Raw genomic sequence first — 25,902 nt, forward strand, 5'->3', positions numbered from 1 at the left:
TGCTGCTCCGGTTTGGGTCCGGCGGTGTTCATCAGGGAAAATCGTTGGTCGACACCCCCGCGACTGTTGCGGGTGGTCGTGAGAAGTGGCTGTGGGGCAACCCACCGACCCTGGTGTAGGTCTGAGGGGAGACAACATGGCGGCGATGAAGCCGCGGACGGGCGACGGTCCGCTGGAAGTCACCAAGGAGGGTCGGGGCATCGTTATGCGGGTCCCGCTGGAAGGCGGTGGCCGGCTCGTCGTCGAGATGACTCCCGACGAGGCCAACGCGCTCGGTGACGCGTTGAAGGCAGCTGCCGGCTGAGTGAGGAGTGATCCGGGCGGTGTATGCCGCCCGGGCCGTTCCTCGGTCCCTGAGCCACCGGTATCGCCGGTGGCTCAGGGTCTTCATCGCTGCGGACAGGCGGGTCCGGTCCCGCTCCGCGACACTTTCCTGGAGGTACGGTTCCGCGTGCTCGCCATCCGCCCGATCGCCGAGCCCGACCGGCTCGACGTCCTCGTTCTACCCGTCCGTCCCGCCGAGCAGGCAGCTGATGGCGATGCCCCGGCCGTACCGGTGCCCACCGCCGTGGCACCCCCGGACGGCACCGCCGAGGAGGCCGCCGCGCTGGCGCCGGCCGCCCGACTGACCGGTCGGGCCGGCGAGGTCCACACCCAGCTACGCGCCGGGCGTTCCCCCGGCCGGCTGTTGCTCATCGGCATCGGCGACGGCGGTGAGGCCGCCTGGCGGGCCGCTGGTGCGGCTCTGGCCCGCTCCGCCGTAGATGAGACGCATATCACTATCGCGCTGCCGGCCGACGTGACTCCGGCCGCGGTCCGCGGGTTGACCGAGGGGCTGCTGCTCGCCTCGTACCGGTTCCGCCTGACCGAGGCCGGCGATCCGCCCGCACTCAGCGGCGTCGATCTGCTGCTTGCCGACCCGGCCGCACACGAGGCCACCGTCGCCACGGCCCGGACCACCGCCGCGATGACCCGCCTCGCCCGCGATCTGACCAACGCACCCTCCTCGGTGAAGAACCCGGAGTGGTTCGCCGACCAGGTGGCCTCCGCCGCGGCCGACCTGCCCGACCTGCGCCTGCGGGTCCGTGGTCCGGCCGAGCTGGCCGCCGAGGGCTTCGGCGGGATCCTCGCCGTGGGCGGCGGCTCCGCCAGCGGCCCGCGTCTGGTCGAACTGGACTGGCACCCGGCCGACGCGCGTACCCATGTGGTGCTGATCGGCAAGGGCATCACCTTCGACACCGGCGGCATCTCGATCAAGCCGGTGCCGGCGATGAAGCTGATGCGCAAGGACATGGCCGGCGCGGCGGCGGTCGTCGCCGCCACCCTCGGCGCTGCGGCGCTGCGGCTGCCGGTCCGGGTCACCACGCTGGCCCCGCTGGCCGAGAACATGGTCAGCGGTTCGGCGTTCCGCCCCGGCGACGTCATCCGGCACTACGGCGGGACGACCAGCGAGACGACCAACTCCGACGCCGAGGGCCGGCTGGTCCTCGCCGACGCGCTGGCGTACGCGGTGGACCAGCTCGCGCCGGACCTGCTGCTCGACCTGGCCACCCTCACCGGGGCCAACGCGGTGGCGTTGGGCAAGCGCACCGCCGCCCTGTACAGCGAGAACGACCAGCTGGCAGCCGACGTGCTGGCCGCGGTCGAGGCGGCTGGCGAGGCGGCCTGGCGGATGCCGCTGCACACCGACTACGTCGAGTACCTGGGCAGTGAGGTTGCCGACCTGTACAGCGCACCGGCCCAGGGCGCCGGGTCGGTGGTGGCCGCGCTCTACCTGCGCGAGTTCACCGGCGAGCTGCGGGACCGCTGGCTGCACCTGGACATGTCGGCCCCGTCCTGGGCGGATGGCGACCACGCCGAGCTCAGCCGCGGTGCGACCGGCTGGGGCGTCCGCTCGCTGCTGCGCTGGCTGGCCAACGTCAACTGACCGGGGTCAGCACTTCACCGCCGCGAGCACCCCGTGACCGACCGGAAGGAGCGCGGGTATCCAGTGCTCCGACTCCCGGACCGCCTTGATCGTCTCGCGGACCGTCACCGTCTCGGCGTCCCGGGCGGCCGGGTCACCGATCCGGCCGCCGGCCAGCATGCCGTTGAGTGCCAGCACGCCTCCGGGGCGCAGCAGCCGCAGCGCGGCTTCCACGCAGGCGTGGAAGCCGGTCGCCTCGGCGTCCACGAAGACCAGGTCGTACGCCCCGTCGGCGAGCCGCGGCAGCACGTCCAGTGCGCGACCGGTGATGATCCGGGTGCGACCGGCGGCGAAGCCGGCCTCGGTGAAGATCCGGCGGGCGATCCGCTGATGCTCCACCTCCACGTCGATGGTGGTGAGCACGCCGTCGGCGCGCATGCCGCGCAGCAGCCAGACCCCGCTCACCCCGGTGCCGGTGCCGATCTCCACCACCGCCCGGGCGTTGCCGGCCGCGGCCAGCAGCCGCAGCGCCGCTCCCGCGCCGGGGGTGACCGCGTCGAGGCCCACCTCGTGGGCCAGGCTGCGCGCGGTACGCAGGACAAGATCCTCGGTCACGTACGACTCGGCGAACTGCTGAGCCTGGGTCGTCGAACTGCCGGAACCGGCGACCGTGGCGATGGGGCACCTCCGGGACGGTGCGTGGTGCGGGGGCGGGTTGGCACTGTGAGCGTAGAGGCGACCGCCGCGGGGCGCAGCCGCGCCTCCGTCCCTCGCGATCACCGGGGGCAACCGCTGACTCCACCGCGCGCATCCGTGCAATCCTGGAGGCGGTATCCCGTCAGCTGCGACCGCGCCGGTCCGTGGCCGGGCGACGCGGCGCGGGATCCGGGGACGGACTGGGAGGCACCTACGTGACCGACGGCTGGGACTGGCGCCGGGGCGGTGAGACTCCGGCTCCGGCAACCCCGCCCGGGGCAGGGACCCCGCCGGCGGGGCCGCCGACCGCGCCGGGGGCCGGTAGCACGCCCGCGGCGTCGCCTGGTGGCCCACCGGCGGCCGGGAGCCTGCCGGTGGGATCAACGCCCGTGGCGGGCGCACCGATCGCTGGGCCGCCCACGACCTGGCCGGCACCGACGACTCCGTCGAGCGCACCCGGCACCTCGCCCTGGTGGTCGGACGCGCTGGCCGATCCGTGGCGGGACCCGGCGGCTCCGGCCGCGGTGGTGGTGCCCGCGGTGGTGATGGCCGGCACCGAGCCGGAGCCGGTCACCGACCCGGACGCACCAGGCCGTCCGACACTGCGCCACCTGCTGCTCATCCCGGTGATCACCGCGCTGCTGGCCGGCACCCTCGGCGGCGCGCTGGGCTACGCGTTCGCCGTACGCGGCGCGGCCGGCGGGACGGTTCTCGGCGGCGAACCGGCGCAGGCGCCCGCGCTGGCCCAGCGCAAGCCGGAGTCGCTGGCCGGGGTGGCCGAACGGGTCCTGCCCAGCGTGGTCACCGTGCGGGTGAGCAGCCTCGTCGGGACGAGTGAGGGCTCCGGCTTCATCGCCAGCGCGGAAGGTCATGTGATCACCAACGACCACGTGGTGGCCGGCAGCAACGGCAAGGCCTCCGTGATCTTCAACGACGGCAGCTCCGCGCCGGCGACCGTCGTTGGTCAGGACCCGGAGTCGGACATCGCGGTGATCAAGGTGAGCCGGACCGGGCTGCGGCCCGTGGAGTTCGGCGACTCCGACGCGCTGGCCGTCGGCGACCCGGTGCTCGCCATGGGCTCACCGCTCTCGCTGGCCAACACCGTCACCGCCGGCATCGTGAGCGCCCTGGACCGGACGATGCAGGCCGGGGAGCCGGGCGGTCCGGTGCGTTACTACGCGGCGATCCAGACCGACGCGGCGGTCAACCACGGCAACTCGGGTGGCCCACTGGTCGACGGCGCCGGGCGGGTGGTCGGGGTGAACTCCACCATCAAGTCGCTGGTCGCCGAGGGGCAGGAGGCCGGCAACATCGGGCTCGCCTTCGCCATCCCGATCAACCAGGCCAAGCGGGTGACCCAGGACATCATCGGCACCGGCAAGGCCCGGCGTACGGTGATCGGCGCCCAGGTCGGCGGCCCGGGCGCGGGTGCCGGCGGCGGCGTACGGCTGGCCGCCGTGGAGCCCTCCGGGCCGGCGGCCGGCGCCGGGCTGAAGGTCGGCGATGTGATCACGAAGCTCAACGGCCGGCCGATGACCGAGCCGACGGATCTGATCGCCCTGGTCCGCAAGTTCGCGCCCGGCTCGGTGGTCACCGTCGAGTTCCGGCGCGGCGCTGACCGGCAGAACGCGTCGGTCACCCTCGCCGCGGACGCGAAGTGAACAGCGGGTCACCCCCTGCCCGAAAGCGGTCTGGCGTGCGTAGTCTTGCTGCTGACGCCGAGAGGAGGCCCGCGGAATGCTCGACAACCTGAACTGGTGGGAGATCGGTGCGCTGCTGCTCCTGGCGCTGTTGATCTTCGGTGACCGGCTGCCCGGAGTCATCACCGATGGCCTGCGGCTCGTGCGTAACCTGCGCAACATGGCCCGCAACGCCACCGGCGACCTGAGTCGCGAGTTGGGCACCGACATCCAGCTCGAGGATCTGCACCCGAAGGCTTTCATCCGCAAGCACCTCCTCAGCGAGGAGGACGAGGCGGCGATCCGTAAGCCGTTGCAGGGCGTCTACGACAACCTGCGTGCGGACGTCGGCGGCGTGCACGACGAGCTGAAGGACGTGGCCAACGCGGCGGACCCGCGGTCGAAGGGGGCCCGGTCCAGCACGGCCACCGGCACCCCGTCGACGCCGGCCCCCCGGGCCAGCTACGACGACGCCACCTGACCGACCCGGGCAAAGCGGGCCGTCACCTGACCGATCGAGCAAATCGACCCGTCACCTGACCGGCCCGGTAAAACGGCCCGTCACCCTGACCGGGGTCGGCCCCTGACCGGACCCGCCGGCCGAGCGGCCGGCGGGCGAACGGTGGATCGGGCGCTCAGCGCCCGGCGGGCTTGAGGCCGAGCGGCTTGCCGAGCAGCGACTCACGGCGCAGCGCGAGCCGGTCGGCGATCGTGCCGAGTGCCTGTGCGGCCGGCGACTCCGGCTCGGCCAGCACGATCGGGTTGCCGGCGTCGCCGGCCTCCCGGACGCGGGTGTCCAGCGGGATCTGCCCGAGCAGCGGCACCTGCGCGCCGATGGTCCGGCTCAGCGACTCGGCGACCGCCGCGCCACCGCCGGCACCGAAGATCTCCATCCGGGAGCCGTCCGGCAGCTCCAGCCAGGACATGTTCTCGATGACGCCGACCACCCGCTGGTGGGTCTGCAGAGCGATCGCACCGGCCCGCTCCGCCACCTCGGCGGCAGCGGCCTGCGGGGTGGTGACCACCAGGATCTCCGAGTTGGGCAGCAACTGGGCCAGCGAGATGGCCACGTCGCCGGTGCCCGGGGGCAGGTCGAGCAGGAGCACGTCCAGGTCGCCCCAGTAGACGTCGGCCAGGAACTGCTGCAACGCCCGGTGCAGCATCGGGCCGCGCCACACCACGGCGGCGTTGCCGGAGGTGAACATGCCGATCGAGATCACCTTCACGCCGTGCGACTGCGGCGGCATGATCATGTCCTCGACACGGGTCGGCCGGCCGTCCGCGCCGAGCATCCGGGGCACCGAGTGGCCGTAGATGTCCGCGTCGACCACGCCCACGGAGAGCCCGCGGGCGGCCAGCGCCGCAGCCAGGTTGACCGTCACGCTGGACTTGCCGACGCCGCCCTTGCCGCTGGCCACCGCGTACACGCGGGTCCGCGAGCCGGGCTGGGCGAACGGGATGACCGGCTCCTCGCTGGCACCCCCACCGCGTAGCTGCGACTGCAACGACTGCCGCTGCTCCGGGCTCATCACACCGAAGTCGATCTCCACACCGGTCACTCCGGGTACCGCGGCGACGGCGGCGGTGATGTCCGTACGCAGCTTGTCCTTGAGCGGACAGCCGGCGACGGTGAGCAGCAGCTCGACCCGTACGACGCCACTGGCACCGATCGTCGCGGAGCGGACCATGCCCAGCTCGGTGATGGGCCGGCGGATCTCCGGGTCGTTGACGGTGGCCAGGGCGGCCTGGATCGCGTCCTCGACGGTGCTGACAGGTGCTGACATGCCCGCAATGCTACGTCGCGGGGCATCCGCTACGGCCGTTGGCCGGGAACGGTGTGAGCCAATCGATGGCCGGCCTCGACCCCTCCGGGTCAGCCGTCCTGCGGGCGTGGCCCGGTGCCGTCCGGCCGGGCCTCGGAGGTGAAGTCGCCGTCCAGGTCGTCGCGGGGTTCGTCCAGCCCGGCGCCGTCGGTCGGCCGCTGGCCACGCTTCTCCTGCCGGCTGTCCTTCTGCTGCTGGCGGCGCTCCAACCGCTGTCGGCGCTGCCCCGCCTCGTCCAACTCCTCGGCCAGCCGGGTCAGCTCGGAGCGGAGGAAGTCGCGGGTGGCCACCTCACCCAGTGCGATCCGCAGCGCGGCGATCTCCCGGGCCAGGTACTCGGTGTCCGCCTTCTGCGCCGTGGCCCGCCGCCGGTCCTCCTCCAGTGCCACCCGGTCCCGGTCCGCCTGCCGGTTCTGCGCCAGCAGGATCAACGGCGCGGCGTAGCTGGCCTGCAACGACAGCACCAGGGTGAGGAACGTGAACGTGTACGGGTCGAAGCGCACGTCGGCCGGGGCGAGCGTGTTCCAGCCGAACCAGATCGCGATCACCACCGTCATGACGACGATGAAGTTCGCGGTGCCCATGCCGCGGGCGATGCCCTCCGACCACCGGCCGAACGCCTCCGCGTCGAATCGGGGCAGCTTGATGCCCCGGGGCTCGCGTGGCTGGTCGAGCCGTTCCGCCCGCCGCTGGTCAGCCATCCGTGCCGTCCAGCGCCGCGTCGGTGGCGCCCGCTGCGCCAATGGCGTCGCGGTCCCGCCAGTCCCGGGGCAGCGAGTGGTCCAGTACGTCGTCCACCGTCACGGCGCCGACCAGCCGGTTGTTCCGGTCGATCACCGGCATGGCGACCAGGTCGTAGGTGGCCATCCGGCGGGTGATCTCCGGTAGCGGGGTGGTCGGGCGCAACGGATCGATGTCGTTGACCACCACCTTGCCCAGCAGGTCGGCCGGCGGTTCGCGCAGCAACGCCTGGAAGTGCACCATGCCCAGGTAGCGGCCGGTCGGGGTGTTCTGCGGGGCCCGGGTCACGAAGACCTGGGCGGCGACGGCGGGGGAGAGCTGCGGCTCCCGGATCCGGGCGAGTGCCTCGGCGACGGTGGCGTCCGGCGGCAGGATGACCGGCTCCGAGGTCATCACGCTGCCCGCCGTGCCGGGGGTGTACTTGAGCAGCTGGCGCACCGGGTCGGCCTCGTCCGGCTCCATCAGGTCCAGCAGCACGTCCTGCTCCGGTGGGGGCAGCTCGTTGAGCAGGTCCGCGGCGTCGTCCGGGTCCATCTCCTCCAGCACGTCGGCGGCCCGTTCCCGGTCCAGCGCGGCGAGGATCTCCACCTGGTCGTGCTCCGGCAGCTCGCTGAGTACGTCGGCGAGCCGCTCGTCGTCCAGGGCCGCCGCGACCTCGTTGCGTCGCGCGTCGGGTAGGTCCTGCAAGGCGTTGGCGAGGTCTGCCGGTCGCATGTCCTCCAGTACGGCGAGCAGGTTCGCCGTACCCCGGTTGTCGGCGATGCCGCTCAACCCGCGCACCCGGTCCCACTCCACCTGGTGCAGGTGGCCGCGGCGGCTGAGCCTGCCGGTCTGCTCGCGGACCGCGACCCGGGTGAGCGACCACTCGCCGCCTCGGGCGCATTCCATGGCGACGTCCACCACCGCGCCGGGCTGGCCGCCCGGTTCGAGCTGCACCCGCCGGTCCAGTAGCTCCTGGAGTACCAACAGCTCGTTCGGGCGCTTCTCGAAGCGCCGCAGATTGAGAGTGCCGGAGCCGAGCACGACGGCGTCCGCGTCGATGGACGTGATCCGGTTGATGGACAGGAAGATCCGCCGACGCATCGGCATCTCGGCGACCAGGCCCACGACCTCCGGGGGACGCGAGGTCGCCCGCAGCCGGGCAACGGCGTCGCGGACCCGGCCCACCTGGTCACCGTTCGGGTCGAAGACGGCGACTCCGGCGAGACGGGCGATGTAGACCCGGGTCGGCGTGCTCACGGGCACCAGCCTAAGCGCCTAGTGTTTATCAACATGTCGACCTTGGCCTACGAGATCGTGGACGTCTTCACCGACCGCCCCTTCGCCGGCAACCCGCTGGCCGTGGTGTTTGGCGCGGAGGCGTTGGCCACCGAGCAGATGCAGGCGCTCGCGCTGGAGTTCAATCTCTCCGAGACCGTGTTCGTGCTGCCCCCGACCCAGTTCGGCGCCACCTACCGGGCACGGATCTTCACGCCGGTCGAGGAGTTGCCGTTCGCCGGGCACCCCAGCGTCGGCGCGGCGGTCACCGCGAGCCGGCGCGGAATGTTCGGTGTGGGGCAGGTCACCCAGGAGTGCGGCGCCGGCGTGCTGCCGATCGAGGTGACCGCGTCCGGGGCGACGCTGACCGGTGGCAGCGCCACGCTCGGCCCCGAGTTGGACCCGGAGCCGCTGCTGGAGATCGCCGGGCTGGTCGCGGACGACCACGCCGGGCCCGCACCACGGGTCGCCGGCTGCGGGCTGGAGTTCCCGTACCTGCCGGTGCGGCCGGAGTCGGTGGCCCGGGCGCGGGTGAACCCGGCGGCGGCGGAGCGGTACGGGGTGGCGCATGTCAGCGTCTTCTCCTGGGACCCCACCGCGCAAACCGCGCACGCCCGGGTCTTCGTGCCGGGGCTCGGCGTACCGGAGGACCCGGCGACCGGCTCGGCGGCGCTCGGTCTCGGTGTCTGGCTGGTGGCCAGCGGCCTGCTGCCCGGCGACGGGCTGTCCCGCTACGCGGTGCGCCAGGGTGTGGAGATGAACCGTCCGTCCGCGTTGTCCTGCACGGTCACGGCGGCGAACGGCGTGGCGGTCGGCGCGACCGTCGCCGGCCAGGTGATGCCGGTGGCGCGCGGCGAGATCGCCGTGCCACCCTTCGTGGGCTGACCGGTGCGGAGGTGTCCATGCGGGAGAATGCGGGTGTGACGAACGAGGATGCCCCCGGTGGCACGCCGCTGGTCGACGAGGCGATGAAGAAGGCCGCCGTGGCCTGGGTCAGCGTGCCCGGCGGTCCGGCGCTCGCGCTCTGGTGCGCGCCGCTGGAGGGCGCGTTGTTCGTGGTCAGCGGGCCGGGCGAGCAGGCCGCGCCCGGGCTGGCCGACGCGACCGAGGCACAGGTCACGCTGCGCGGCGACCACGGCGGCCGGATCGTCACCTGGCCCGCCCAGGTGACCCGGGTGCAGCCGGGCACCGAGGCGTGGGACACCACCGCGCCGCTGGTGGCGGGGAAGCGGCTCAACGCGTCCGGTCCTACCGCCGACCTGGTGGCCCGGTGGGCCGCAGACGGCTGCGCGGTGAACCGGCTCGCCCCGGCCGGCGAGCCGCTGGCCGGCGCCGACCTGCCGGCCGACGCGCAGGCCGAGCCGCCCCGGGACAGCCCGGCGGTACGGGCCACCCGCAAGCCGTTCCGCCTGCACCGGGTCCGCCGCCGCTGACCCAGCGTCTCAGCCGGCCCCGGCACCGACGACCTGGGCGTCGATGAGGTCGAGCACCTCGCGCAGCGTGCCGAGCGTCGGTCCACGCCACTCCCGGTCGGCGTTGAACACCATGTGCTCGCCGAGGTCGGGCGCGGCGAGCCGGACCGCGGTCATCCCGGCCCGCTCGGCGCCGGTCAGTTCCTGGCTGCCGCCGTCGCCGACGTACAGGCAGTCCTGCGGCGCCAGCCCGAGCCGCTGGCACGCCGTCAGGTACAGCGCCGGGTCCGGCTTGCACTGTCCGACCTGCACCGAGAAGACCCGCACGTCGAGCAGCGGGGCGACCGCGAGCTGCGGCAGGAAGGCCGGCAGTTCGTGCGTACAGTCGCTGATCACGCCGGTGCGCAGGCCGCGCTGGCGCAGCGCCGCCAACACGGGCACCGCGTCGGCCCGCAGCCGGGTGTCCGCGCGCACCGCCCGGTGCCGGGACGCCACCGCCGCGCGCACCGCATGGTCGCTTGGGTGTACGCCGGCCTGGGCGCACACCCAACGCAGCGTCGCCTCCGCGTTGCCGAGCCGGCCGGTGGCCCGCTCGTAGTACGTGCGGTTGAGCACCTCGGTCAGCGTGTCGGTGGGGCAGCCGAGCAGCTCGGCGGTGCCGAGATGTGCGACGCCGCGCTGCACCGAACGGGTCAGTGTGCCGAAGAAATCGAACAGCACAGCCTGGTAGCTGGGCATGGGGGAGCGCCTCCGGGCGGTCGGGGGGTCGCCGGCGCGGACCTGCGTGATCGTAACGGAGTGCTGACGTTCCGTGGTGTCCGCGGTCGTGTGAGGATTCCTACTCGTGCCATCTCCTTCGCCTCGCCCGCCCCTGGATCCGCTGACCACCGGCGCCGTCGGCCTGGCCGTGGTCGCCGTGTCGTCGTCCGCGCCGTTGATCGCCTACGCCGCCGCTCCAGCGCTGGCCATCGCGTTCTGGCGCAACCTGCTCGCGGTGGCCGTGCTGAGCCCCTTCTCGCTGGCCCGGCGCCGCGCCGAGTTCCGCAGGCTGACCGTGGGTGTGGGCCGGCGGGAGGGGCTGTTCTGCGTACTCTCCGGGGTCGCGCTGGCCGCGCACTTCGCCACCTGGATGCCGAGCGCGCAGCTCACCTCGGTCGCCACGGCCACCGCCCTGGTCGCCACCCAGCCGGTCTGGCAGGGGCTGATCGCCCGCGCCCAGGGCCGCCGGCTGCCCCGGGTGGTCTGGATCGGCATCGCGGTGGCGGTGGGCGGCGCGGTGATCGCCACCGGCGCGGACGTCGGCATCTCCGGGCGGGCCGTCCTCGGTGACCTGCTGGCCGTGACCGGCGGCATCTTCGCGGCCGTCTACACGGCGTTCGGCGAACGGGCCCGGGCCAGCATCAGCACCACCACGTACACCACCATCTGCTATGGGATCTGCGCGCTGATCCTGCTGGTGGTCTGCCTGCTCGGCGGCGTGCGGATGACCGGCTTCGACGGGCGCACCTGGCTGGCCATCCTGGCGCTGGTGGCCGGCGCCCAACTGCTCGGCCACTCGATGTTCAACTACGCCCTGCACCGGATCCCGGCGACCACGGTCAGCGTGCTGATCCTGCTGGAGGTGCCCGGCGCCGCCCTGCTCGCCTGGGTCTGGCTGGATCAGCTGCCCCGCCCGTACGCGCTGCTGGGGATGGCGCTGCTGCTGGTCGGGGTCGCGGTGGTGGTGCTCGGCGGCGCCCGGGCCGGTCGCCGCGCCACGCCGCCGCCAACCCCGCTCCCCGCCGACGCCGCCCCGCTGGGCGACTGACCGCCCGGCGCCTGGCGGATCCAGGACGATCGAGAAATGTGGGCACCGGCTCCCTCCGCGGCGGGCCCGCCCAGCGTCTGTCCGGGTGAGGAGGGCGATCCGTTGACGACTGAGGACCGCACCCGGGACGGCTTCGCCGACTTCGTCCGGGCGGAGACCGCCGGGCTGACCCGGTTCGCGTACCTGCTGACCGGTGATCGGCACCACGCCGAGGATCTGGTTCAGGTGGCGCTGGCGCGGGTGGCGGTGCGGTGGGAACGGATCGACGATCCGGCCGCATACCTGCGTCGGGTGCTGTGCACACAGGCGGCCAGCTGGTGGCGGTGGCGGCGGGCCCGGCCGCCGGAGCGGCTGGGCGCCGCGCTACCGGAGCGGACCGGTCCGGGCGACGACACCGACCTGCGGCTGGTGCTGCGGGCGGCGCTGGACCGGCTGACCGTACGCCAGCGCGCGGTCCTGGTCCTGCGCTACTACGAGGATCGCACCGAGACGGAGACCGCCGTGCTGCTCGGCTGTCGGGTCGGCACCGTGAAGAGCCAGACCCGCCACGCCCTCGGGCGGCTGCGTGTCCTCGCCCCCGAGTTGGCCGAGCTGGTCGGCCGTAGCCCGCAGGAGGTGGCCGGATGACCGCCCGGCTCTCCGAGGCGCTGCGCCGCCTCGCCGACGACGTGCCGCCGGCCGCCGTACCGGAAGGGCTCTTCGACGCGGCCCGCACCCGGCACCGCCGCCGGCGGGCGGCCGTGGCCGGCGCGTTCGCCGTCCTGGTCCTGCTTCTTGGCACCGGGTACGCGTTGCACCCGGTGTCCCTGCCGGCGCCTGCTGGCCCGTATTCAGACGCACCCGGCCTGCCGACCCGACTCGTCGACCCGCCGCTGCGTACCGCCACGGTGCGGGACTCGGCACCCGGGGCGGCGGCCATGCTCTTCGGCGGTCCGGCCGTGCGCACCGACTGGTTCGAGACCCGAATGGGTGTGGTGGCCGCCGACGCCGACCGGTATCGGGTGCTGGACGCCGGTCCGCTCGTCCCGGGCTTCGACGCGCTGCTCTCCCCGGACGGCCGGTACGCCTGGATCGGCGCGTCACTGCTGGACCTGACGTCCGGACGGTTCACCCCGGACCGTACGGACGGGTACCCGCTCGCCTTCGCGCCGGATGGTGAGCGGCTCGTGTACGCCGACGATGAGGCCACGTTCACCCCGCCGAACACGTACACCACCCCGTACGTCGGGGTCTACGACCGGGAGCTTCGGACGGACGTGCTGCGGGTGCCGGTGGGTACCGCCTGGATTCCGCCGGGACGCACGGCGGCGCTCTCCCCGGACGGCGGCGAGCTGGCCCTCCAGGTTCGCGACGAGGTCTGGCTCACCCGGGTCGCCGACGCCGGCGCCGACCGTGCCGCCGAGCCGTACCGGAAGCTGCCGCTGGCGGGCGGCCGGCTCGCCGGGGCCGGGTCCTGGCTGCCGGACGGGCGGTCGGTGGCCGTCCTGAGCCGGTCCACCTGCACCGACTGTCCGGTGCCGTCCTACCGGCGTACCTGGACGCTGGCCCTGCGGTCCATCGTCGACGACACACCGCAGGCCGGCCAGGCCTTTCCGCCGCTGCGCTCCCGTACGTTCGTGCAACTGCTCGGCTGGCGTTCGGCGGACGAAGCGGTCGCGCTGGTCGGCGTGCCCGGCCCGGAGGCGGTCGACCGGCCGGAGGACCACGACATCTCCTGGGGTCCCTATCACGAGCCCGGCACGAGCTCGGTGGAACTCGTGGTGCTGCGCCGGGGCGCACCCGCGCCGGAGGTGCTCTTCCACACTCCGGAAGGCATCACCGACCTGACGGTCGCCGCCGACCTCGCGGTCGACGGCGCGATACGCGAGGCTGGCCGCCCCGACTACGGACCGTTGCCGTTCTGGCTGCTCGCCGTGGGGTTCGTCGTGGCGCTCGTGGTCGCCCTGCCCGTGCTGTCGCTGTTGCGGCGCTGGCATGGTCGACGGCTCCACCGGCGCGTCGAGGCCGTACCCCCGCAGCCGCATCCCGACAACGGCTAGCCCTCGTGCACCTCGATCACCCGGGTGGTCGGCGCGGCTTCGCCGAGGCCGGCGCGCAGCGCCGCCCGCTCCGGGTCGGCGAGGAACGCCTCGTACCCGGCTCGGGCGTCGAACCCGATCAGGTGGACCTCGGTCCGCCCGTCGGTGCCGCGCAGCCGCCGTTCCAGCCGGCCGCCGTGCCGCCCGAGCAGGGCCAGCACCATGTCCTCGTAACGCTGCCCGGCAGCCTCGGCTCCGGCGGAGAACTCGACCAGCGCGACCAGATTCAGCATGACGGCACCCTATTCGGCGATGCCGACGGCCTTGGCGCTGGCCGCCCAGAGTCGGGCCGCGAGCTGCGGATCGGCGGCTTTGCGGTACGGCTGGCGCAACCGACGGTCGGCGTAGTAGCCACCGTCGACCAGTCGAGCCGGGGCCTGGTTGGCGAGCCAGACGAGGGTCTCGGCGCCCTTCTCGGGGCTGCGGAACGGCAGGATCCGCATGCCGAGGGCGACCACCCGACTGTCGTTGGCGAACCGGGTCCGCACCACTCCCGGGTGGAAGCTGTGTGCCGGGATGTCCGGCCAACGGCGGGCAGCCTCGGCGGTGAACAGGATGTTCGCCTGCTTGCTCGTGCCGTACGCGACCAGCGGCCGGTAGCGACGCAGCGGCTTGTTCAGGTCGTCCGGGTCCAACGCGCCGCTGCGGTGCGCTCCGGAGGCGGTGACCACGATCCGGCCGATCCGGTCGGCGAGCAGGTTGGTCAGCAGGAACGGGGCCAGGTGGTTGGCCTGGATCGACAGCTCGAAGCCGTCGACGGTGGTGAGCGGTTGGAGCGCGATCGCACCCGCGTTGTTGGCCAGCACGTCGATCCGGTCGTACGCCTCCCGCAGCCGCTCGGCGAGGCGGCGCACGTCATCCAGCACGGCGAAGTCGGCCCGGAACAGCTCCGGACGCTCGCCCGAGTTCTCCCGTACCCGTTCCGCCGCGGCCTGCAAGCGGGCCGGGTCCCGCCCGACCAGCACCAACCGGTCACCACGGCACGCCAGGTTGACGGCGGCGGCCAGCCCAATGCCGGAGCTGGCCCCGGTCACCACCACCAGTCGACGCTCAGTGAGATCTTCCACAGGTCCATTCACCCCGGTCATGGCGCGAGGTTACCGTGGCGTCACCACGCCCTTTGGGATCGTTAAGTTTCTCGGATCTGTCATCAGGTGGCGTCGGCGTGCCCGCCGGACGCTGGAAGGAGTCCATCCATGGCCGCAGTCGGTCGTCCCCGTCGGTCCTGCCTCGCCGTACCGGGTTCCAGCGTCAAGATGCTCGGCAAGGCGCAGGGACTCCCGGCCGACCAGGTCTTCCTCGACCTGGAGGACGCCGTCGCCCCGCTGGCCAAGCCGGATGCGCGCAAGAACATCGTGGCCGCGCTCAACGAGGGTGACTGGGCCGGCAAGACCCGGGTCGTCCGGGTCAACGACCTGACCACCCCGTGGACCTACCGCGACGTCATCGAGGTGGTCGAGGGCGCCGGCGCGAACCTGGACTGCATCATGCTGCCGAAGGTGCAGACCGCCGCTCAGGTGCAGTGGTTGGACCTGACGCTCACCCAGATCGAGAAGACGCTCGGCCTGGAGGTCGGCCGGATCGGTATCGAGGCGCAGATCGAGAACGCCGCCGGTCTGGTCAATGTGGACGCCATCGCCGCCGCCTCGCCCCGGGTGGAGACCATCATCTTCGGGCCGGCCGACTTCATGGCCTCGATCAACATGAAGTCGCTGGTGGTCGGCGCGCTGATCCCGGACTACCCGGGCGACCCGTACCACTACATCCTGATGCGGATCCTGATGGCCGCTCGGATGCACGACAAGCAGGCCATCGACGGCCCGTTCCTGCAGATCCGGGACGTGGACGCCTTCCGCGAGGTGGCCAAGCGCTCGGCGGCGCTGGGCTTCGACGGCAAGTGGGTGCTGCACCCGGGCCAGATCGACGCCGCCAACGAGGTCTACCAGCCGGCGCAGTCCGACTACGACCACGCCGAGCTCATCCTGGACGCCTACGAGCACTACACCTCGGAGGCCGGTGGCCGGCTCGGCGCGGTGATGCTCGGCGACGAGATGATCGACGAGGCGTCCCGCAAGATGGCGCTGGTGGTCTCCGCCAAGGGCCGGGCCGCCGGCATGAGCCGTACCTCGTCGTTCAACCCGCCGGCGGAGTGAGTGCGCTGGGCCGGGACGACCGCCAGCGGCGGTCGTCCCGGCCCCGGTACGCCGGCCCGCTCACCGATCAGTAGCTGCTGTCGCTGCCGGCACTCGTCGTGACCGCAAAGACGATCGCGGCGATGTAGAAGGCGATCACCACCACCAACAGCCCGGTGAGGATCCAGCCGATGATGATGGCTGCCTTCGCCATCCCTTCACCGCCCTCGCCACTGGCCTGGATCTGCTTGCGCGCCACGTGACCGAGGATCGCGCCGACCGGTGCGGTGATGCAGGACGTGAAGCCGAGCAGGGCCAGCACGAACGCCGCGAGGGCCATCCCGTTGGTCTTCGGCGGAGGCGGGTAGCCGTAGCCGGGGTACTGCGGCGGATAGCCGGGCGGGGCGTATCCGGGCTGGGTGTATCCGGGCTGGGCGTATCCGGGCTGGGCGTAGCCGGGCATGGGCTGCCCCGGCGGCAGCTGCCCACCGGCGTACGGGTCGACCGGCGCGTACGGGTCCGCCGGGCCGGCTTGGGTGGGCACCGGCTGCCCGGCCACGAGGGTCGGGTCGACCGGTGGGCTCGACTGCGGACCCGACCACGTGGGATCGGTCCAGCCGCCGGGCGGTGGGGGATTGGTCATGCGAACTCTCCGTCAGGTCGGGTGCGCCCGTCAGGGTAGCCAGCGGCGGCGAAACCCGATGCCCCTGCTACCGGGTGCCGCGTTGCCCGGGCCGGTCGCAACGGGCAGGATCCTGGCATGGCAATCGACGCGCGAGCCGCGGATCGTTCCGGCAGTCGACCGAGGCGGGACGTCAGCCGCCCGGGTGTGGCCCGGCGTGGCCGCGCGGCCACACCGGCCGGCTCCCCCGGCCCCGACGAGCCGGTACCGCTCACCGACCCGGTGACCATGCGGCTCGACGGGCGGGTTGCCCTGGTGACCGGGGCGGGCAGCCCGGACGGCATCGGGTACGCCACGGCCCGCCGACTCGCGGACCTGGGCGCCCGGGTGGCCATCGTCTCCACCACCCGCCGCATTCACGAGCGGGCCACCGAGCTGGGGGTGACCGGTTTCGTCGCGGACCTGACCGACGAGTCCGAGGTCGGCGCGCTGGCCGACGCGGTCGCCGAGCAGTTGGGCGACGTCGAGGTGCTGGTCAACAACGCCGGGCTCGCCAGCCGGGCCAGCCCGGAGGTGCTGCGACCGGTCGCGCAGCTCAGCTACGACGAGTGGCGCGGCGAGATCGACCGCAACCTGACCACCGCCTTCCTGTGCAGCCGCGCCTTCATCGGCGGGATGGCCGAGCGGGGCTGGGGGCGGATCGTCAACCTGTCGGCCACCGCCGGCCCGGTCAACGCCCTGCCCACCGAGGCCGCGTACGCGGCGGCGAAGGCCGGGGTGGTCGGGCTGACCCGGGCGCTGGCCATGGAGATGATCGCCGACGGGGTGACCGTGAACGCGGTGGCGCCCGGCACCATCTACACCGCGGCGTCCACGATGGCCGAGATCAAGCAGGGGCTGGGCACCCCGGTCGGTCGACCGGGCACTCCGGACGAGGTCGCCGCCGCCATCAGCTTCCTCTGCTCGCCGGCCGCCTCGTACATCACCGGCCAGATGCTGGTGGTGGACGGCGGAAACAGCGTCCGCGAGGCCCGGTTCCGCTGATCGGTCCGGTTCACGTCGGAGGGCGTTCGTCGCCGTTCAGTAGCCGCCGCTGTCGCCGGTGTTGCCGATGAGGACCAGGGCCAGCCAGCCACAGCAGGCCAGCAGGGTGAGCCCGGTGAAGACGTAGCCGAGGATCAGCCCCCAGGTGGCGAGCTGGTCGCCCTCCTCGCCGCTGGTCCGGATCTGCCGCTTGGCCACATGGCCGAGGACGGCGCCGGCCGGCGGGAACACGAAGGCGAACACCAGCGACAGGATCGCCAGCACGTTGGTGCTCCGACCTGGTCCGGACGACGGGGGGCCGTACTGACCGTAGGGGCCCTGCGGGGGGTACGGCGGCTGCGCCGGCTGGTGCGGCCCCTGCTGCCCGTACGGCGACGGGTCGTCCGCGGGTGGGCCGTACGGTGAGCGCTCCGGCGGCCCGAACGACGACTGGTCCGGCGGCGGAGGGTACGGCGACTGGCCTGCCGGCGGCGGCGCGTAGGGCGACTGGTCCCGGGGTGGCTCGTAGGGTGACGGCGGCTGCTCGTCCCCGGGCGGTCCCGACGGCGGCGGGTAGCTCACGGCTGTCCTCCTCCTGCCGGTGCCGGAAAAGTCCCTCTTGCCGGACGCTACCCGCAGCGGTGAACCTTTTCACAGCGGTTGTGTGGACTGGTCACCTTGGCCTCGCCGGCCCCGGAGGCCGATACTGACCCAGCGTTCAGTTACCCATGAGTAGTGCGCTGATCCCCGGAGGCTGAGATGGCCCGACTCGCCCAGACGCCCGGCCTCACCGATGTGCAACGGTCGATCCTGGAGACCGTCCGGGAGTTCGCCGACAAGGAGATCATCCCGCACGCCCAGCGGCTGGAGCACGCCGACGAGTACCCCACCGACATCCTCGACGGGATGCGCGAGATGGGGTTGTTCGGCCTCACCATCGACGAGGAGTACGGCGGGCTGGGCGAGTCGCTGCTCACCTACGCGCTGGTGGTGGAGCAGCTGTCCCGGGGCTGGATGTCGATCTCCGGCATCGTCAACACGCACTTCATCGTGGCGTACCTGATCTCCCAGCACGGCTCGGCCGAGCAGAAGGCCCGGCTGCTGCCGAAGATGGCCACCGGCGAGGTGCGCGGCGCCTTCTCGATGTCCGAGCCGGAGACCGGTTCCGACGTCTCGGCGATCAAGTCCCGCGCGGTCCGCGACGGCGACCGCTACGTGCTCAACGGCCAGAAGATGTGGCTGACCAACGGCGCGTACTCCTCCGTGGTGGCCACCCTGGTCAAGACCGACACCGGTGCCGAGTCGGTGTACGGCAACATGAGCACCTTCCTGCTGGAGAAGGAGCCGGGCTTCGGCGAGACGGCACCCGGGCTGACCATCCCCGGCAAGATCGAAAAGATGGGCTACAAGGGTGTCGAGACCACCGAGATGGTGCTCGACGGCGTGACCGTGCCCGACTCGGCGATCCTCGGCGGCGCCGACAAGGTGGGCCGAGGCTTCTACCAGATGATGGACGGCATCGAGGTGGGCCGCGTCAACGTCGCCGCCCGCGCCTGCGGCATCTCCATCCGCGCCTTCGAGCTGGCAGTCGGCTACGCCCAGCAGCGCAAGACCTTCGGCCAGCCGCTCGCCAAGCACCAGGCCATCGCCTTCAAGCTCGCCGAAATGGGCACGAAGATCGAGGCCGCGCACGCCCTCATGGTCAACGCCGCCCGGCTCAAGGACGCCGGCCAGCGCAACGACGTCGAGGCCGGAATGGCCAAGCTGCTCGCCTCCGAGTACTGCGCCGAGGTGGTCCAGGAGGCGTTCCGCATTCACGGCGGCTACGGCTACTCCAAGGAGTACGAGATCGAGCGGCTGATGCGGGAGGCCCCGTTCCTGCTCATCGGCGAGGGCACCTCGGAGATCCAGAAGACCATCATCTCCCGCGGCCTGCTCAAGGAGTACAAGCTCTGATCCGCGCCCGCCCTGTCGTTCTCAAGCGTGATGACTCCGAGGTATCAATATGACTCTGAGGTATCACGCTCGGCGCACCGTCACCCGCGACCGCTGCGGATGCGACGCCTTGGCGCCCGCAGACTTCGCTCGGGGGGGCGGCCTTGACCCACTTGCTGGCACGGGCCCGCGAGATCCCAGCTCGGCGGCAACATGAGCGATTGGGCGAGTTCGGCAGCGCTCGATGAGTCGACGCCGTCCCTCGACACTCAACGGGGCGTCCGCGTGGGTCATCGAATCACCTGGCCGACGCGGGGTGCGATGAATCGCCGGAGGGGCAGGGCGATGAGCAGTGCGACCGTAACCAGGAGGCCGCTGACCCACACCGGGCCGAGGTCGCCGGCATTGGTCCCGAGGGTCGCTGCTGCAACGGCGGGGCCGCTAGCAGCACCGATGTTAAGCGCCGCGGTCGCAAACGACCCTCCCATGGTGGGAGCGCCCGCTGCCTCGTAGAGCACTCTGGCGATCAGGGTGCTGCCCAACGCGAACGAAAGCGTGCCCTGCACGAACACGAGGAGCAGAAGCGCCACCGGTTGGGCAGCCAGCGTCGCCAACGCGACCGAGCCGAGCAACAGCAAGGGGCCACCAACTGCGATCACGATGCCGGGACGCTGATCGGAGAGCCGTCCCGCGAGGGTGACGCCGACGAATGACCCAGCACCAAAGAGCACCAGCACCACCGAGACCCACAGCTCGCCCAGGCCGGCGGTGTCGGTCACGATCGGTGCCAGGAAGGTGAACGTGGCGAAGGTGGCAGCGTTGGCTAGGGCACCGAGCAGCATGACCAGGACCAGCCGGGGCATCGCGAGCTGGGCGATCTCGTCCTGAAGAGACGAGTCGGCCGGAGTGTCCCGAGGGGTCTTTCCGACACGCGCCGGGATGCCCTTCACGACGCCGAAGGCAGCGGGAAGGCAGAGCAATGCGATCGCCCAGAAGGTTGCCCGCCAGCCAAGCACCGTGCCGAGCACCGCACCGCCGGGAACTCCAGCGATGGTGGCCACCGTCGTACCCGAGAGCAGCACCGCCAGCGCGCGCCCTTTCTGATCAGCTGCGACGAGCGTGGCCGCCGTGCTCAGTGCCACGGCCAGGAAGCCCGCGTTGGCCCCGGCGGCGACGACCCGGGTGACAAGCAGAACCGCGAAGCTCGTCGTGAGGGCGCCCACGACGTGGGCCATGGCGAAGACCAGCACGAAGCCCAGCAGGCTTGCCCGGGCGGGCCACCGGCGCGCGAGCGCCGCCATCAGGGGTGCGCCGACGATCATCCCGACGGCGAACGCCGAGGTCAGAAGCCCGGCGGCCCCGACCGACACGTCGAGGCTTGTGGCGATGTCCGGCACCAGGCCGGCGAGCATGAACTCCGAGGTGCCCATGGCGAAGACCGCCACGGCAAGCAGGTAGAGCGGTAGAGGCATCAAGAGCTCCGAGGTGAGAGAGAACGAGGAGACGTCTCGTCACCGCGGCCAGCGCCCAAGGGTGTGCGAAAGAGCCCATGCAGCGAAGGCTGCTGGGAAGCGAGCTATGAACTCAGTGGTTCAGGGGGCTGACGGCGTGACCGAAAGCCCCCACCTTGGATGCCTCAGGGCTCGACATGGCGCGAACATTACTCAGACCCACCGGTCATTACGCAACCGAGTTCCGCCCGAGGCGCGTGTCGTCAACCTGGTGCCCCGCAACACCTAGCGCCAGTCGGCTCCCTGGCCAACTCCTGCGGCCGGAACCGGTACTCCTCGATCGCGGCGATCAACCGGTCCTCCGGCACCGCCGTGTCCCGGCCACCAACGACCGGGGCGGGCTGCAGTGATCGCCGGACCGTCGGTCGCAGCCGTACGCCGTTCAGCCGGCCGTCGCGCCGGTGCGGGGTGACCCGGTCGATGTTCGCCCAGTCCAGGACCTGGCGGCCGTGCCGGATCGCGCTGGCGGTCAGCGCCAGCCGACCGGTGAACCGCACCTGCTCGTAGGCCGTCCGACCGAGCCACCCCGCGACCCCGACGGCGAGCACCGGTCGGGCGACCTCGACCCACCAGCCGTGCTGGGGCAGTGTGGCGAGCAGGCCCGCCCCGATCACGTTCAGCAGGACCGTCTCCGACGCCAGGTCGACCCAGCCGGCGAGCGACCGGTGTGCCACCAGGCCGGGTTCGACCGTGTCCAGGCCTGTGACCCGCTTCCGCCAGTGCAACTGGCCGTCCCGCCGCGGCCACCACCGCTGCCCGAGCAGCCGGGCGCCGAAGGTCAGCCAGACGACCCAGCTCATGCCGGAGAGCGGGGGCACCCGGAACAGGCCGGCGGCGACCACCGCCGCCACCAACACCGCGACCGTCAGGGCCAGCAGCCGGCGTGGCCAGACTCCGTCCCGCAGCGATGGCAGGCGACCCGACCGCGGCGGAGACATGGCCGCAGAGTACGTCCGCCGTCCGGTAGCCGTCAGGGGAGGCGGGTCAGACCGGCGGCGGCGCGTTCGACGATGAGGCAGCGGTCCTCGACGTAGTCCATTCCGGCCTCCTCGGCGATCCGCCGCGCCTCGGCCGAGACGATGCCCAGCTGCAACCAGACCGCCGGAGCGCCGATCGCCGCCGCGTCCCGAACCACCTGCACGGCGTCGGCCGCCGGCCGGAACACGTCCACCAGGTCGACCGGGTGCGGGATGTCGGCGAGGGTCGGGTACGCCCGCTCCCCGAAGAGTTCGTCGACCGTCGGGTTGACCGGGATGATCCGCCACCCGTACTGCTGCATCTGCAACGGCACGCCGTGCGCGGCCTTCAACGGGTCGCGGGACGCGCCCACGACGGCGATCACGGCGGAGTCGGCGAGGATCTGCTGAGCGGTACGCACCCGCCGACTGTAGCGCCGCCCTCGGGCTAGAGCAGGGTCAGCTGCTCGGCGGCGGCCGGCGGTGGGGGTGGCTCGGGCAGGTGGCGGTTGTCGCCCTGCTCAGCACGGTGCAGCCCGTGCCGGCGGGCCGCGATCCGCACCCGAGCGGTCAGCTCCCGCTGGTACGCCTGCGGGGCGTAGGAGCCGGCCCGGTAGAGCTCGCGGTAGCGGGGCACGAGGTGTGGGTACTCCCGGGCCAGCCAGTGCGCGTACCACTCCCGTGCGCCAGGACGCAGGTGCAGGGCGAGCGGAGTCACGCTGGTCGCCCCGGCGGCGGCGATCGCCGACACGGTGGCGTCGATCGACTCGTCGCTGTCGCTCAGCCCCGGCAGGATCGGGGCCATCAGCACCCCGACGGAGAAGCCGGCATCGGCGAGCGCCCGGACCGCGTCCAGCCGGCGACGCGGGTGCGGCGTGCCCGGCTCGACGGAGCGCCAGAGTTGCTCGTCGACGAAGCCCACCGAGTAGGAGATGCCGACCGTGGTCACCTCGGCGGCCTCGCGCAGCAGGGGCAGGTCCCGCAGGATCAGCGTGCCCTTGGTCAGGATCGAGAACGGGTTGGCGAAGTCCCGCAGAGCCGCGATGATCTGCGGCATCAGCCGGTAGCGCCCCTCGGCCCGCTGGTAGCAGTCCACGTTGGTGCCCATCGCCACGTGCGCGCCCCGCCATTTCGGCGCGGCCAGCTCCCGCCGGACCAGCTCACCGGCGTTGACCTTGACGATCACCTTCCGGTCGAAGTCCGCTCCGGCGTCCAGGTCGAGGTAGGTGTGCGTATTTCTCGCATAGCAGTACACACAGGCATGGGAGCAGCCCCGGTACGGGTTGATGGTCCACTCGAACGGGACGCGGGACTGCCCGGGCACCCGGTTGATGATGGATTTGGCCCGCACCTCGTAGAAGGTCATCCCGGCGAACTCCGGGGTGTCGAAGGTGCGGGCGACGGCGCCGGGCAGCGCCAGCGGCAGGGGTGGCGTCGCTGGCGCTGCCCGCTCGGGGTCTCCCTCAACCGGGGGAGCGGTGAGGTTGTCCCAGCGCATGGCCACTATTCGAACACGTGTACGAGTGAAGCGCAAGTGACCCGCCAGACACCGATGCCCGGTCGGGCGGTCGAGGAGGGGAGGATGGACACCATGAAGACGTCGACCTTCGTCTACGACGGGGACTGCGCGTTCTGCACCCGGTGCGCGGAGTTCATCGAACGCCGGATCCCCACCGACGCGCGGGTGGTGCCGTGGCAGTTCGCCGACCTGGACGCGCTCGGTCTCACCGCCGCCGAGTGCGAGGAGGCCGTGCAGTGGGTCGGCGCGGACGGCTCACGCGCCGCCGGCCCGGACGCCATCGGAAAGCTGCTCGCCGCGAGTGGTCCGGTGTGGCGGGTCGCCGGGGCCGGCCTGCGGTTCCCGCCGGCGCGTGCTGTGGCCTGGCCGGTGTACCGCTGGGTGGCGCGCAACCGGCACCGGCTGCCCGGCGGCACGGCGGCCTGCGCCCTGCCGCAGGAGGCCCGGGAGCGGCTCTACGGCCCTGCTGGTCGCCCGACCGCCGGGGGCTGAGCGCCGAGCGGCACCGACTCCGTGCCGGCACTCACCGGGTCCGGTTCCGCGCCGGGCTCCGGTGGGTCGTCGAACGCGCCGCTCGCTGGCGCGGGGCGGCCGGCGAGCCGGCGAGCCCAGACCAGCGGGCGGACCCGCTCCAGGGGCAGGAAGCTGGTCATCGCGGCCAGGTGCGGGGCGAACGAGATGGTGATGGTCGCGATGGTGACCGCATGGAACGAGTAGAAGAAGCCGACCATGGCCACTCGCCAGCGGGCCGACAGCAGGAAGATCACCGGGCTGAACAGCTCGAAGGCCACGATGCCGAACTGGGCGACGATCAGCAGGTACGGCACCTGGGCGATCAGGTCCGCCAGGTCGGTGCCGCGCCGAATGATGGCCCGGGCCAGCACTGAGCCGGTCAGCCAGTCCAGCCCGCCGAAGCGCAGCTTGGCCCAGGCGGCCAGGAAGTACGTGCAGATCACCGCGATCTGGGTGACCCGCAGCGCCCAGCCGCCGGCCTCGGTGCGGGTGGTGTCGCCGTGCCGGGCCCGGCCGGCGGTGGGCAGCACGGCCAGCGCGACGAGCAGCCCGAACCGGTCGTGGTCGACCTTTCCGTAGCTCATCGCGATGATCATCCACTCCAGATACAACGCGCAGACCGACCAGCCGAGCAGCCGGGGCGCCCGTCCGGTCGCGGCGAGCAGGGCGAGCAGCAGCAGCGCCCAGAAGATCACCGCCACCAGTGCCGGGGTCGGCGTGGGCAGCGGGAGCATCCGGCCGACCAGCAGTGGCTGGTACAGCTCGCCGGGCACGCTGACCCGGGTGCGCACCCAGGGAGTGAAGATCACCAGGTCGGCGGCGACGAAGAGGTAGATCAGGGTGCGGAAGGCGGCCACCCGACCTCGCGGCACCGCCTCGGTCAGCCAGCGGGTCATCGGGGCGCCTGCCAACGAACGATGGTCTCGTCGGTGTGCTTGCCGGTTGGGCGGCCGGCGCGGATGCCGTGCCAGCGGATGACGATGCGGACCTCGACCAGGGTGGTGGCGTCCGGGTGGCGTTCGGCGTACGCGTCGGCGACCTCGGCGAGCAGCGCCGGCTCGGCGGCGTACCGGTTCTGCTGACCCTCGATCTCGGCTCGGCGGATGCCGGTCGCCTCCTGGCCGAGGTCGATCACTGCGCCGGTGCTGCTCACCCCCTCCACCCGGGTGTCCGGGGCGGGCGCGTTCGGCGGGTTGGAGGTGGAGTACATCCGGAACGGGCCGAACGGGAAGTCGTCATCGCTGCCCCACAGGGTGCCGACGAGCAGCAGGACGGCACCGAGTGCGGTCGCGCCCAGCCGGGTCACGCGCCCGCGGGTGGTCAAGTTCTCCATCAGGTCGTGACGATACGGGATCTACCGGCCGCGTTGATTCCCTCCGTCGGTCAGTTCCCGCTGCCCGGGTCGGCGACCAGGCGGGCGCGCGTCCGGGTACGACGAAGGCCGGGCCCGTACCGGGCCCGGCCTCGCGTGCCGTCGCGGGGACGGCTCAGTGCTTGTGCTCGGCCAGCTGCTTGCGGACGTCGTCCATGTCCAGCGCCTCCACCTGCTCGATCAGGTTCTCCAGCGCGGACTCGGGGAGAGCTCCCGGCTGGGCGAAGACGATGACGCCGTCGCGGATCGCCATGATCGTCGGGATCGAGCGGATGTCGAACTTGGCGCCCAGCTCCTGCTGCGCCTCGGTGTCGACCTTGCCGAAGACGATGTTCTGGTGCTTCTCCGAGGAGCGCTCGTAGACCGGGGCGAACCGCTTGCACGGACCACACCAGTCGGCCCAGAAGTCGACCAGGACGATGCCGTCGTTGCCGGTCACCTCGTCGAAGTTCGTCGAGGTCAGCTCAACGGTTGCCATTGCACTCTCCGATCACCGCGGTTTATCTACGTCCCGTAGAACCAGGGCTGACCGTATCGAATTCCCGGGCGGTCGGGCACGAAACGTGCTCCGGGCTGCCTGGGGGCACCGAGGGTTATCGACTGACGTCTGTCCGTCCCGACGTGCGGAACGCAAGTGCACGACGCACTTGCGTGACCTGCCGTGATGGGAGCGTTTCCAAAGAGATCCACTAGATCGAGCGCTACGAATCGGTAACTTGCCCCTTGACAAGGAGGTATCCGGCCTGCAGAGATCGCTGATCAACCCATCCTCGACCACGGAGAGTAGTGTTACAAAAAGGTAAATGTGACTCCCGTCTCTGTCGAACCTACGGTGCCGTAGGGCAGAATTCTCCGCATCAGAGCGTGGGCGGCGGGTGCCGGGGAGGGCCCCGCCGCTCATTGCGTCTCCCCCCGTTCGA

The 25,902-nt window shown here is 72.2% G+C and carries 29 protein-coding genes and 1 pseudogene; 13 read left to right on the top strand and 17 right to left on the bottom strand.

Annotation, left to right across the window (positions count from 1 at the left end):
* The first annotated feature begins 136 nt into the window (after positions 1-136).
* The gene (locus tag OG470_RS10565) at positions 137-304 is read left to right on the top strand and encodes a DUF3117 domain-containing protein (RefSeq protein WP_007455245.1); all 168 of its coding nucleotides are present in this window, start codon (positions 137-139) and stop codon (positions 302-304) included.
* 147 nt (positions 305-451) lie between these two features.
* Positions 452-1,927: a leucyl aminopeptidase family protein gene (locus tag OG470_RS10570; RefSeq protein WP_328423179.1), complete on the top strand. Its 1,476-nt coding sequence runs from the start codon at positions 452-454 to the stop codon at positions 1,925-1,927.
* Positions 1,928-1,933: 6 nt separating this feature from the next.
* Here the strand turns inward: OG470_RS10570 and OG470_RS10575 are convergent, their stop codons facing one another.
* Positions 1,934-2,521, bottom strand: a complete 588-nt coding sequence (locus tag OG470_RS10575; protein ID WP_328423181.1) for an O-methyltransferase — start codon at positions 2,519-2,521, stop codon at positions 1,934-1,936.
* A 281-nt stretch (positions 2,522-2,802) separates the two neighbouring features.
* Between OG470_RS10575 and OG470_RS10580 the strand changes: the two genes are divergently transcribed.
* Together OG470_RS10580 and OG470_RS10585 are read left to right on the top strand one after the other, a co-directional pair.
* On the top strand, positions 2,803-4,263 hold the full coding sequence (locus OG470_RS10580; RefSeq protein ID WP_442931187.1) for a S1C family serine protease: 1,461 nt from the start codon (positions 2,803-2,805) through the stop codon (positions 4,261-4,263).
* Positions 4,264-4,339: 76 nt separating this feature from the next.
* Entirely contained in the window at positions 4,340-4,762 is a 423-nt protein-coding gene (locus OG470_RS10585; RefSeq protein ID WP_328423183.1) for a preprotein translocase subunit TatB, read from the top strand.
* Between the two features lie 154 nt (positions 4,763-4,916).
* Here OG470_RS10585 and OG470_RS10590 read toward each other — a convergent pair whose 3' ends face one another.
* The 3 genes from OG470_RS10590 to OG470_RS10600 form a co-directional block, all read right to left on the bottom strand.
* Positions 4,917-6,065 carry an Mrp/NBP35 family ATP-binding protein gene (locus OG470_RS10590; protein WP_109819779.1) on the bottom strand — a complete coding sequence of 383 codons (1,149 nt, stop codon included), beginning with the start codon at positions 6,063-6,065 and terminating at the stop codon, positions 4,917-4,919.
* 89 nt (positions 6,066-6,154) lie between these two features.
* Positions 6,155-6,805, bottom strand: a complete 651-nt coding sequence (locus OG470_RS10595) for a DUF1003 domain-containing protein (RefSeq protein ID WP_328423187.1) — start codon at positions 6,803-6,805, stop codon at positions 6,155-6,157.
* On the bottom strand, positions 6,798-8,084 hold the full coding sequence (locus tag OG470_RS10600) for a magnesium transporter MgtE N-terminal domain-containing protein (protein WP_328423189.1): 1,287 nt from the start codon (positions 8,082-8,084) through the stop codon (positions 6,798-6,800). Before OG470_RS10600 ends, OG470_RS10595 begins: the two co-directional genes overlap by 8 nt.
* A gap of 33 nt (positions 8,085-8,117) precedes the next feature.
* Between OG470_RS10600 and OG470_RS10605 the strand changes: the two genes are divergently transcribed.
* Both OG470_RS10605 and OG470_RS10610 read left to right on the top strand, forming a co-directional pair.
* Positions 8,118-8,987, top strand: a complete 870-nt coding sequence (locus OG470_RS10605) for a PhzF family phenazine biosynthesis protein (protein ID WP_328423191.1) — start codon at positions 8,118-8,120, stop codon at positions 8,985-8,987.
* A 17-nt stretch (positions 8,988-9,004) separates the two neighbouring features.
* The gene (locus tag OG470_RS10610; protein ID WP_328423193.1) at positions 9,005-9,535 is read left to right on the top strand and encodes a hypothetical protein; all 531 of its coding nucleotides are present in this window, start codon (positions 9,005-9,007) and stop codon (positions 9,533-9,535) included.
* Between the two features lie 9 nt (positions 9,536-9,544).
* On the opposite strand, the gene OG470_RS10615 is transcribed toward OG470_RS10610, so the two are convergent.
* The gene (locus OG470_RS10615) at positions 9,545-10,252 is read right to left on the bottom strand and encodes an HAD family hydrolase (RefSeq protein WP_328423195.1); all 708 of its coding nucleotides are present in this window, start codon (positions 10,250-10,252) and stop codon (positions 9,545-9,547) included.
* Positions 10,253-10,358: 106 nt separating this feature from the next.
* On the opposite strand from OG470_RS10615, the gene OG470_RS10620 reads away from it, so the two are divergent.
* The 3 genes from OG470_RS10620 to OG470_RS10630 all read left to right on the top strand — a co-directional run bounded on the left by OG470_RS10620 (position 10,359) and on the right by OG470_RS10630 (position 13,360).
* Complete coding sequence (locus OG470_RS10620; RefSeq protein ID WP_328423197.1) at positions 10,359-11,321, top strand: DMT family transporter; 963 nt, start codon at positions 10,359-10,361, stop codon at positions 11,319-11,321.
* Positions 11,322-11,423: 102 nt separating this feature from the next.
* On the top strand, positions 11,424-11,948 hold the full coding sequence (locus OG470_RS10625; protein WP_328423199.1) for a SigE family RNA polymerase sigma factor: 525 nt from the start codon (positions 11,424-11,426) through the stop codon (positions 11,946-11,948).
* Entirely contained in the window at positions 11,945-13,360 is a 1,416-nt protein-coding gene (locus OG470_RS10630; RefSeq protein ID WP_328423201.1) for a hypothetical protein, read from the top strand. Before OG470_RS10625 ends, OG470_RS10630 begins: the two co-directional genes overlap by 4 nt.
* On the opposite strand, the gene OG470_RS10635 is transcribed toward OG470_RS10630, so the two are convergent.
* Both OG470_RS10635 and OG470_RS10640 read right to left on the bottom strand, forming a co-directional pair.
* Complete coding sequence (locus tag OG470_RS10635; RefSeq protein ID WP_328423203.1) at positions 13,357-13,632, bottom strand: hypothetical protein; 276 nt, start codon at positions 13,630-13,632, stop codon at positions 13,357-13,359. The two genes, OG470_RS10630 and OG470_RS10635, sit on opposite strands and share 4 nt — an antisense overlap.
* Positions 13,633-13,641: 9 nt before the next feature.
* Entirely contained in the window at positions 13,642-14,466 is an 825-nt protein-coding gene (locus OG470_RS10640) for an SDR family NAD(P)-dependent oxidoreductase (protein WP_328426267.1), read from the bottom strand.
* A gap of 129 nt (positions 14,467-14,595) precedes the next feature.
* On the opposite strand from OG470_RS10640, the gene OG470_RS10645 reads away from it, so the two are divergent.
* On the top strand, positions 14,596-15,552 hold the full coding sequence (locus OG470_RS10645) for an HpcH/HpaI aldolase/citrate lyase family protein (RefSeq protein ID WP_328423205.1): 957 nt from the start codon (positions 14,596-14,598) through the stop codon (positions 15,550-15,552).
* A 67-nt stretch (positions 15,553-15,619) separates the two neighbouring features.
* On the opposite strand, the gene OG470_RS10650 is transcribed toward OG470_RS10645, so the two are convergent.
* Complete coding sequence (locus OG470_RS10650) at positions 15,620-16,174, bottom strand: DUF4190 domain-containing protein (RefSeq protein WP_328423207.1); 555 nt, start codon at positions 16,172-16,174, stop codon at positions 15,620-15,622.
* Between the two features lie 186 nt (positions 16,175-16,360).
* Here OG470_RS10650 and OG470_RS10655 point away from each other — a divergent pair, with 186 nt between their 5' ends.
* Positions 16,361-17,197 carry an SDR family NAD(P)-dependent oxidoreductase gene (locus tag OG470_RS10655; RefSeq protein WP_328426269.1) on the top strand — a complete coding sequence of 279 codons (837 nt, stop codon included), beginning with the start codon at positions 16,361-16,363 and terminating at the stop codon, positions 17,195-17,197.
* Positions 17,198-17,233: 36 nt separating this feature from the next.
* Here OG470_RS10655 and OG470_RS10660 read toward each other — a convergent pair whose 3' ends face one another.
* A complete protein-coding gene (locus tag OG470_RS10660) occupies positions 17,234-17,758 on the bottom strand; it encodes a DUF4190 domain-containing protein (RefSeq protein ID WP_328423209.1) in 525 nt (174 codons plus the stop codon).
* Between the two features lie 177 nt (positions 17,759-17,935).
* Here OG470_RS10660 and OG470_RS10665 point away from each other — a divergent pair, with 177 nt between their 5' ends.
* Positions 17,936-19,132: an acyl-CoA dehydrogenase family protein gene (locus OG470_RS10665; RefSeq protein ID WP_328423211.1), complete on the top strand. Its 1,197-nt coding sequence runs from the start codon at positions 17,936-17,938 to the stop codon at positions 19,130-19,132.
* A gap of 145 nt (positions 19,133-19,277) precedes the next feature.
* On the opposite strand, the pseudogene OG470_RS10670 reads toward OG470_RS10665, so the two are convergent.
* The 5 genes and pseudogenes from OG470_RS10670 to OG470_RS10690 form a co-directional block, all read right to left on the bottom strand.
* Positions 19,278-19,405 (bottom strand): annotated as a pseudogene (locus OG470_RS10670) (IS481 family transposase); the annotation flags it as partial.
* The gene (locus tag OG470_RS10675; RefSeq protein ID WP_328423213.1) at positions 19,402-20,583 is read right to left on the bottom strand and encodes a Cmx/CmrA family chloramphenicol efflux MFS transporter; all 1,182 of its coding nucleotides are present in this window, start codon (positions 20,581-20,583) and stop codon (positions 19,402-19,404) included. The gene OG470_RS10675 and the pseudogene OG470_RS10670, both read right to left, overlap by 4 nt.
* 242 nt (positions 20,584-20,825) lie before the next feature.
* A complete protein-coding gene (locus OG470_RS10680) occupies positions 20,826-21,560 on the bottom strand; it encodes a hypothetical protein (RefSeq protein ID WP_328423215.1) in 735 nt (244 codons plus the stop codon).
* A gap of 32 nt (positions 21,561-21,592) precedes the next feature.
* Positions 21,593-22,000 (bottom strand): CoA-binding protein, encoded by a 408-nt coding sequence (locus OG470_RS10685; RefSeq protein ID WP_328423217.1) that lies wholly within the window; start codon positions 21,998-22,000, stop codon positions 21,593-21,595.
* Positions 22,001-22,026: 26 nt separating this feature from the next.
* The gene (locus tag OG470_RS10690) at positions 22,027-23,076 is read right to left on the bottom strand and encodes an Rv2578c family radical SAM protein (RefSeq protein ID WP_328423219.1); all 1,050 of its coding nucleotides are present in this window, start codon (positions 23,074-23,076) and stop codon (positions 22,027-22,029) included.
* 93 nt (positions 23,077-23,169) lie between these two features.
* Here OG470_RS10690 and OG470_RS10695 point away from each other — a divergent pair, with 93 nt between their 5' ends.
* A complete protein-coding gene (locus OG470_RS10695; RefSeq protein WP_328426271.1) occupies positions 23,170-23,589 on the top strand; it encodes a thiol-disulfide oxidoreductase DCC family protein in 420 nt (139 codons plus the stop codon).
* Here the strand turns inward: OG470_RS10695 and OG470_RS10700 are convergent.
* From OG470_RS10700 to trxA, 3 genes are all read right to left on the bottom strand, one after another.
* A complete protein-coding gene (locus tag OG470_RS10700) occupies positions 23,553-24,506 on the bottom strand; it encodes an HTTM domain-containing protein (protein WP_328423221.1) in 954 nt (317 codons plus the stop codon). The two genes, OG470_RS10695 and OG470_RS10700, sit on opposite strands and share 37 nt — an antisense overlap.
* Positions 24,503-24,943 (bottom strand): hypothetical protein, encoded by a 441-nt coding sequence (locus OG470_RS10705; RefSeq protein WP_328423223.1) that lies wholly within the window; start codon positions 24,941-24,943, stop codon positions 24,503-24,505. The genes OG470_RS10700 and OG470_RS10705 overlap by 4 nt, the downstream gene beginning before the upstream one ends.
* A gap of 154 nt (positions 24,944-25,097) precedes the next feature.
* Positions 25,098-25,460, bottom strand: a complete 363-nt coding sequence (gene trxA, locus OG470_RS10710; protein WP_124771302.1) for a thioredoxin — start codon at positions 25,458-25,460, stop codon at positions 25,098-25,100.
* Positions 25,461-25,902 lie beyond the last annotated feature (442 nt).

Origin of the sequence: Micromonospora sp. NBC_00389 (genome assembly GCF_036059255.1) — a bacterium.
GTDB lineage: Bacteria > Actinomycetota > Actinomycetes > Mycobacteriales > Micromonosporaceae > Micromonospora.

Coding starts and splice junctions, on each gene's coding strand:
- OG470_RS10610 (WP_328423193.1), top strand. CDS start 9,005: ATGCGGGAGAATGCGGGTGTGACGAACGAGGATGCCCCCGGTGGCACG.
- OG470_RS10615 (WP_328423195.1), bottom strand. CDS start 10,252: ATGCCCAGCTACCAGGCTGTGCTGTTCGATTTCTTCGGCACACTGACC.
- OG470_RS10645 (WP_328423205.1), top strand. CDS start 14,596: ATGGCCGCAGTCGGTCGTCCCCGTCGGTCCTGCCTCGCCGTACCGGGT.
- OG470_RS10590 (WP_109819779.1), bottom strand. CDS start 6,065: ATGTCAGCACCTGTCAGCACCGTCGAGGACGCGATCCAGGCCGCCCTG.
- OG470_RS10635 (WP_328423203.1), bottom strand. CDS start 13,632: ATGCTGAATCTGGTCGCGCTGGTCGAGTTCTCCGCCGGAGCCGAGGCT.
- OG470_RS10690 (WP_328423219.1), bottom strand. CDS start 23,076: ATGCGCTGGGACAACCTCACCGCTCCCCCGGTTGAGGGAGACCCCGAG.
- OG470_RS10595 (WP_328423187.1), bottom strand. CDS start 6,805: ATGGCTGACCAGCGGCGGGCGGAACGGCTCGACCAGCCACGCGAGCCC.
- OG470_RS10695 (WP_328426271.1), top strand. CDS start 23,170: ATGAAGACGTCGACCTTCGTCTACGACGGGGACTGCGCGTTCTGCACC.
- OG470_RS10630 (WP_328423201.1), top strand. CDS start 11,945: ATGACCGCCCGGCTCTCCGAGGCGCTGCGCCGCCTCGCCGACGACGTG.
- OG470_RS10675 (WP_328423213.1), bottom strand. CDS start 20,583: ATGCCTCTACCGCTCTACCTGCTTGCCGTGGCGGTCTTCGCCATGGGC.
- OG470_RS10705 (WP_328423223.1), bottom strand. CDS start 24,943: ATGGAGAACTTGACCACCCGCGGGCGCGTGACCCGGCTGGGCGCGACC.
- trxA (WP_124771302.1), bottom strand. CDS start 25,460: ATGGCAACCGTTGAGCTGACCTCGACGAACTTCGACGAGGTGACCGGC.
- OG470_RS10680 (WP_328423215.1), bottom strand. CDS start 21,560: ATGTCTCCGCCGCGGTCGGGTCGCCTGCCATCGCTGCGGGACGGAGTC.
- OG470_RS10700 (WP_328423221.1), bottom strand. CDS start 24,506: ATGACCCGCTGGCTGACCGAGGCGGTGCCGCGAGGTCGGGTGGCCGCC.
- OG470_RS10605 (WP_328423191.1), top strand. CDS start 8,118: ATGTCGACCTTGGCCTACGAGATCGTGGACGTCTTCACCGACCGCCCC.
- OG470_RS10585 (WP_328423183.1), top strand. CDS start 4,340: ATGCTCGACAACCTGAACTGGTGGGAGATCGGTGCGCTGCTGCTCCTG.
- OG470_RS10565 (WP_007455245.1), top strand. CDS start 137: ATGGCGGCGATGAAGCCGCGGACGGGCGACGGTCCGCTGGAAGTCACC.
- OG470_RS10665 (WP_328423211.1), top strand. CDS start 17,936: ATGGCCCGACTCGCCCAGACGCCCGGCCTCACCGATGTGCAACGGTCG.
- OG470_RS10650 (WP_328423207.1), bottom strand. CDS start 16,174: ATGACCAATCCCCCACCGCCCGGCGGCTGGACCGATCCCACGTGGTCG.